This window comes from Alicyclobacillus fructus (assembly GCF_017329605.1).
Classification (GTDB): Bacteria; Bacillota; Bacilli; order Alicyclobacillales; family Alicyclobacillaceae; genus Alicyclobacillus; species Alicyclobacillus fructus.
In genome coordinates, this window is record NZ_JAFMTY010000048.1 from 1 (window position 1) to 5,792 (window position 5,792).

Annotated in this window: 3 protein-coding genes; all 3 read right to left on the reverse strand. The window is 50.3% G+C overall.

What is annotated here, in order from left to right; translation table 11 throughout:
* Positions 1-222 precede the first annotated feature (222 nt).
* Genes J3481_RS14120 through J3481_RS14130 form a run of 3 tightly spaced genes read right to left on the reverse strand, consistent with a single transcriptional unit; the run spans position 223 to position 5,654 of the window.
* Positions 223-2,016, reverse strand: a complete 1,794-nt coding sequence (locus J3481_RS14120) for a GmrSD restriction endonuclease domain-containing protein (RefSeq protein ID WP_206832764.1) — start codon at positions 2,014-2,016, stop codon at positions 223-225.
* 36 nt (positions 2,017-2,052) lie between these two features.
* The gene (locus J3481_RS14125) at positions 2,053-4,560 is read right to left on the reverse strand and encodes a DEAD/DEAH box helicase (RefSeq protein ID WP_206832765.1); all 2,508 of its coding nucleotides are present in this window, start codon (positions 4,558-4,560) and stop codon (positions 2,053-2,055) included.
* A gap of 5 nt (positions 4,561-4,565) precedes the next feature.
* On the reverse strand, positions 4,566-5,654 hold the full coding sequence (locus J3481_RS14130) for a site-specific DNA-methyltransferase (RefSeq protein ID WP_236011745.1): 1,089 nt from the start codon (positions 5,652-5,654) through the stop codon (positions 4,566-4,568).
* Between the last annotated feature and the right edge of the window lie 138 nt (positions 5,655-5,792).

The following is a 5,792-nucleotide window of genomic DNA, read 5'->3' on the forward strand; positions in this document are numbered from 1 at the left end:
CACGGCGCATGCCTGTGGATAAGTCCGACAAGCCGCGCCGCAATAGGATCCCACATCCATCCATGAGTCTACGTGCTATGTCCAACTGTCGAAGTCGGGTTTTGCAGAATTCAATTTTTATCGTTGAACTGACTGTATATAGCGTTCATCATATTGATTCGACGCTATATATGGTGTACAGAACGTGGACAGGAGGCTTTCTGCAAAACCCTCAATTAAGAACTATAACATCTCAAAGAATCTCCGCACTTTCTGCGCCATCAACTTTCGCCTCATTTTGAGAAACTCAGGATAGTCATCAATCGTCATATTAAAAATTTCTTCAGGAATGCAATGTAATCTCAAATTCTCCAAAAGTTCATCCCAGTTATCAATATTTCCATAACGTTTAATACCACCATTACATTGTTCTCGCAGTTCACCAAAGTACACTTTCGGAGCCTTGTTGCCAATAGCGATGTTAATTTCACTTTGAGCCAAAACGAAATTCGCAATTTGATTGTACTGATTACGACTCATTCCTTGTCGTTGTAAATAATCCTTTGGAAAGACATGATGCACATCTCCACGGTACTGCACGAGATCCTGAACCGTGATATCGCGAGAAAGGAAGCCCTTGTCTCGCATCTTGACCTGAGCAGCAAGGAAAACTCGAAAGTATGGGCTCGATACGACAGACGTTTCCATTTCTTCAGGCAATGCCACCTCCCAGAACGCGTCAGACAGTTCACCGCGAATGATGGCATCCGCATATACGTGAATACCTTGGGTGACTACCTGACGGACATCGTACTCGATGTTTGTCTCCGATGAGCCGGAATACCGGCCAGTCAACATAGACAGTACAAACCAGCGCCTCACATACCGCTCAATCTCGTTTTCCTTTACTCCTAACTCCTTAAGGATCAGAAAAAGGATATACGAGAAATTGAGAGCGTTCTGAGAAGTGATCAACGATGGATGAACAAAACCTGCCGATTGGATAATCATAACAAAGCGTTTGAAATTGCTTTCGTTCATAAATCGCAATACAGCCTTCTGGAGACGCTCCATGCAATTCCGAATCACGTCTTGTTCGTACTGACGCGTTTCAAAGTTACGCCCCGACAGCAAAGCTACCAAGTCTTCCAAACGACTGCGCCGGAATCCAGATACGAATGCAACACGCAGCAAGTCAATGTATGAGGGCTCATAGAGCGCATTGGACATTTTCCCAGCCCAAGTCATAGCCCGATAATATGGGGTATTCACAAATTCTGCATCCTGCTCAATGGTATGGAGGAATTCTGGCATAGCAATTAGATGACAAAAGTAATCTATCGCCTTCCGTAAGTTCGGCCCGCCATATTCCTCATTCACCGCGATTTTTGACATCGCAAAGTCAGCTTGACTGAGAGGCACACCCTCAGAATTGACTCGAATGAAAATTTCAGTGACGGTTTCAATATCCAAATCAGAGGCCAACTCGATGATACCTATTTGATGACTGGTGATGCTCCGTAGCCTCTCTAGTATCCGCGATAGTTGCTGCGGCGTGACGGAAGGAGTCCGTTGACAATAATCATTGATCAAATCCCACATGCTTGTGTTCGGATCAAACAGAATTGACACATCCGAAATCCATGTCGCATCTTTAGCGATGGCAGAATTGTAAACCCCAAAACGTTCCTCTAATGGATGAAATGAAATTTTAATTCGACTACGTCGATAATCCTTTGTTATGACTTCCTGACCAAGCAAAGCTGCCATCAGTGCCGTCACACGTTGCTGACCATCAATCAAAAGACGCTTCCCCAAAGAAACGGTTCCGTCTTTCAATCGAACGTCAGGATTCCTCCATGTAATCAAATAACCTACAGGAAACCCGTTCCATAAAGAGTCGAGAAAATTGCGTACCTTCGTTGGTGTCCATACAAAAGGCCGTTGAATCTCCGGGATTGCGATCTCACCAGCACGGATCCATGCCAACACAGTATCAATCGACTGCTGCTGCACCGTGTACTTTTGCGTCAGCAACCGTCTCCCCTCGCCCGCTACTATGAGTCGTAATACCTAATTGAACAAACTGTTAATGACAGTTTCCCATTCATCCTGATCCACTACTTGAAACTGAACTATTCGATCTGGAAATTGCAATCCGATTTGATGCCAAGTTGTTTTTCGCGCCAACTCATTGCAAAACTCGAAAACTCGACGCTTATAATCGGTATCTTGACTATCCTTCAGATGAAGACCTTTGGTCTCCAGTACGTACACAGTGTCAAAGTCGCCTTTTCTCTGGGCGCTCTTTTTCGTCGCGATGAAATCCGCCCAGATTTTATTTTTGCGCCATCCTTGTACATAGAAGTAAGGTTTTCTCTGGAGATTACGGAACCAAAACAACAGCTTTTCCTGACGGTCAAGGCAGAGCGCCACGGGACGCTCCAACTCCTCGTTGAACCACTCCTCGGGCACGGGATCATCAAAGAGACTTAACTGCACGGGGACGCCGTCATCGTGTCGAAGTGTCTTTGCATCCGCCGGCACCACGATGCTGCGCGGAACTTGATACGCCTTGCCCGCGATAAGCACGAGCCTGAGACGATCCTGTTTGACCAGTTCCCGGAAGATTTTCTCGCAAGCCTCATCGACCTCCTGACGAATGGATGCCTCGAGTGTCTCCGCGATGAGAGGCTGATTGGCGACGATCACCTCCTCTGAATAGTTCCTGAGCAGAATTCGCAGCGCCCGATTCACTAAGCGGCGCGCAACCCACGGATTGGGCACCACATTCTCGAGACGGCGCGTGAGATAGGCTCGGTTTAGAGATACCTTCGTCCTGTACTCGATATGGTCTTTCTCCACAACGCCGCTTGCGCCTTCCACATAGCCGAAGGCTGTCTCCCAATCCTGAGTATCCCTCGAAGACAGGACAAGGTCCCGGATGCGCTGGAGCCGGAGCTTGTCCCAGTCTACACGTGAGAGAAGATCCATCTCGTAATCAAGCTCCCGCTCGCGCCCCCCATCCAGCATCATGAAGCGCGGTAGGTACACCTTGCCTTCAAATGGCTTAAAACGTTCGCGAACACCCACTGTTCTTTGCTCGCGCTTTTGCGCTTCGTCCGATTCTATGCGTACAAGTGAGATGAGATCATCGAGACCCTCTCCAGAAAGTCCCTTCCTTACGGCCTCGGACAACTCGGAAGCCCTGCGCTGATAACAAAACACGTAGCTTTCATCGAGGGCCTGCACGCCGGTCTTCTTCGCATACGGCTGTCTGAGCACCCGCCCAATAAGCTGCGTCAGCGCAGTCTTGGAGGTGGGATTCGTCAGGATGGTCAGCACATAGGCAAACGAACAATCCCACCCCTCCTGTAGGGCCTGTTTGGTGATGATGTAGCGAATCGGACAATCCGACGAGAGAAGGTCGATGTTCTCGATATCATTCTGCTGACTCGTTTTGATGGCGATCTGATCCTCCGGAACCTTGTGGCTCTCGATCAACTCAGCCTTTACATGATCCGCATGAATGTATCCCGCATCTGCCTGGTCCCTGCCCGTGCGCTCCACCTGGATGAGGCATATAGGCCGGATGTACTCACCGCCATTGGCTTGATAGCGTACCGCCTCTTCCTCCAACGCGTCACGCCAAGCCACGCTCTCGGCAAGCACATCACGCCAATCTGTACGCTGGCTGTTGTGCACATGCAGGTCGAGCTTGATCATTCCTTCCTGATCCAGTTCACGCCCGCTGATGCTCACCAGTACGTTGCTGCCGCTAGGCGGCGTGGCTGAGAGCTCCACCACGATAGATGGATTAAACCCCGCAATCGTCGACTGCGCACCAGGACTGTACGCCTTCTGCCCCTCATCGAGAATGACGATGGGCGACAGCAGCCTGAGCACATTCCCCAAGGACGTTTTAATCTGAAGCCCAAAAAACTCATCCTTGTCACCAAAGTAATCGAGGTTAGGCACGCGTTCCAGGAGCTTCTGGTGCTCAGGGAAGTTTCCTTCCATGGGGAAGAAGGCATCAAATCCACCAGCGTCCTGAAAGATCTTAAGCGTCTCCTTGTCCTTCCGATTGGCCGCTGGCAACATGAGCATCAGAATGACAAGATGCTCCCTAATATCTTGCGGCGTGAACCGCTCGAACCTCTCCACAACTTTCACCCGACCGCCGGTAGCAATGTCGAGAAGCTGGCGGTAGGGATGATTTCGGTCCCGCAACGATCGAAGCGTCTGCTCATAAATCTGAGTCGTGGGCACGATCCAGAGTACAAGTCCTGTTTGCCGACGCTGGTAAAGGCTCAGGATGCGGTCGATGGTCATGACAGCTAGATATGTCTTTCCGCCGCCGGTCGGCACCTTGATGCAGAAATTAGGCATGGGCGTGCCGATGCCTGTCTTCTTTGCATGATATGGCGCCATCGATACCGCTTCCCATGCCGCCTTGGCGAAGTCCATTTGAGCGCGCGCCGCAGACGAAGCCTCCTCATAGACCTCACGGGCCTCAACTAGCTTCTCGAGATACCGTTCCACCGTCTGGATGACTCGGCGTTGATACTCCTTAGGCTGCACACCCCTCACCCCCTGCGACGATAGATCTCATATGGAAGCTGCGCAAACTCAATTCGGTACTCGCGCAGATAATCCTCTGACAGATAGCAGGCCGGCGCGAACACCAAACGCTTACGTCCCGGTCCCGTCGACCCAAGTGATTCCGCCAGGTCGATGGTAAGAGCGAGTGTCCGCAGCCTCTCCTCATCCGGCTCATACACAAGGTAGATGTCGTATTTAGACGTGGAGCCGATATACCAGCGTGAGCGGTCAATTTTGTCAAGATCAAACTGCTCGCCTGTCGCCGTATAGAAGACGTACCGCGCAAGTTCCTCGTACGAAGGAAGGTGCTCGGCATCGAGTAGCCCCTCGGGGTCAATGACCTGCCCAAGCTCAAAGTAGGAAAACGACCCACCGAGGCCCTCGCGGAGAGCCTCGTCTTTCGCATTTGGTACGCCTCGGATCACACGACGGACGCGCTCGGCAGTGATCCGGTCGGCATAGTCCTCCATTTCAACGAGAATAAATTTGCGGTTACCACCATCTTCCTTGTTCATAGACAAAACAGCATGGGCTGTAGTCCCGGATCCAGCAAAGGAATCTAAGATAATAGAGGATTTATCAGATGCTAGCCTGAGAATGTGTTTGACCAACTCTACTGGTTTCGGGTTATTAAAGATTCCATTTTCTCCGAATATATCTTGAAGTGACTGAGACCCCCGTGTGGTTGTACCATACACAGTCCACTCAGATGCCGACTCTTGATCGACGCCCCGGTCCAGGAAAGACTCTAATGCGCCGTCTCCCCACCATGTTGTTTCGACTTCGCCGTACTGCCATTTTTCTTCCCAGAAAACTTTAAGCATAGGGCGACCACGACCATTTCTCCCGAACATAATGCGTCCATCGCTTAGTAAGCGTTCGAATTCCTCCTTTGATGTTCTCCAACATCTCCCTTTTGGCGGTAGATGAACTTGACCAGTGTTTGGATTAACGATCTCATAGGTGAGATTTGCCCGGACATTGGGAGCATCAAAAGGATCGAGCTTCCACGGCCCGCGTGGATCATTGTCCGGATTATCAAACTTCGAACGGTCTAAGGGAAGTGGTTTCATCGCGAAGCCCGTTTCAGAATGCCAAACATCCGCATTATCGTGAGCGTCAAATAGCGCACACCTAGTCTCGGGTTCTGTTCTGCGAGATGATCCCTCTAGAATCCATTGACGGAGGGATCACCGTGACGAAGGCCGAAC

Bases quoted from the DNA above. Each gene is read 5' to 3' on its own strand.
- J3481_RS14130 (WP_236011745.1), bottom strand. From the start codon at position 5,654: ATGAAACCACTTCCCTTAGACCGTTCGAAGTTTGATAATCCGGACAAT.